This window comes from Lacimicrobium alkaliphilum (assembly GCF_002591895.1).
GTDB classification, from domain to species: Bacteria; Pseudomonadota; Gammaproteobacteria; order Enterobacterales; family Alteromonadaceae; genus Lacimicrobium; species Lacimicrobium alkaliphilum.
In genome coordinates this window covers 1-701 of sequence record NZ_NISX01000045.1, presented here as the reverse complement: position 1 = coordinate 701, position 701 = coordinate 1, and the positions used below count along the sequence as shown (strand labels likewise).

Below are 701 nucleotides of genomic sequence, written 5' to 3'. Positions count from 1 at the left end.
TTGATCGTTAAATTGATACTCCGCTTTACCGATTTATTGTGATTCACTATTATTCATAATAAATCGAAATGAACCATAAAGGAGATTGACGATGGCAAAAGGTGAAACCCGCGTGTTAACTGCACATATTCCTATTCCACTCGCTGATAAGGTTGACCAGTTGGCCGACCGATCCGAACGTTCGCGTGCCTGGATCATGAAGCAAGCGCTTTCGTCCTGGATCGCTCAGGAGGAGGAACGCGACCGGCTGACCCATGAGGCGCTGGGCGACGTGGATGCGGGCCGTATCATCGATCACCAGACCGTACAGGCGTGGGCCGATAGCCTTGGGTCCGACGAACCCTTGCCGGTGCCGCGTTGATTGAGCTGAAATGGACCAGTAAGGCGCTCTCCGATTTGGTGCGGCTCTATGAGTTCCTGGAGCCGCTGGATCCCGCAGTGGCTGCGCACACCGTCCAGTCTCTAACCAAGGCACCAACGACACTGTTGCGTAACCCGCGCCTTGGCGAGCAGCTATTTCAGTTCGAGCCGCGCGAGGTGCGGCGCATTCTTATCCATCGATACGAAATGCGGTACGAAATTGTTAGGGAAACGATCTACGTGCTGCGGCTGTGGCACACCAGGGAAGACCGTTAATAAGGGATGAATGGATGAGCCAGAAGTGCAGGCCGCCATCACACACCAAAAGCACGAACAAAAGA

2 protein-coding genes are annotated in these 701 nt (G+C 53.8%); both read left to right on the top strand.

The genetic code is table 11. The annotated features are described in order from the left end of the window. Window positions 1-91 precede the first annotated feature (91 nt). A complete protein-coding gene (locus tag CDA54_RS19400) occupies window positions 92-361 on the top strand; it encodes a CopG family ribbon-helix-helix protein (protein ID WP_099036692.1) in 270 nt (89 codons plus the stop codon). After that, a complete protein-coding gene (locus tag CDA54_RS19395; RefSeq protein ID WP_229748188.1) occupies window positions 358-636 on the top strand; it encodes a type II toxin-antitoxin system RelE/ParE family toxin in 279 nt (92 codons plus the stop codon). The genes CDA54_RS19400 and CDA54_RS19395 overlap by 4 nt, the downstream gene beginning before the upstream one ends. Window positions 637-701 lie beyond the last annotated feature (65 nt).

Bases quoted from the DNA above. Each gene is read 5' to 3' on its own strand.
- CDA54_RS19400 (WP_099036692.1), top strand. From the start codon at position 92: ATGGCAAAAGGTGAAACCCGCGTGTTAACTGCACATATTCCTATTCCA.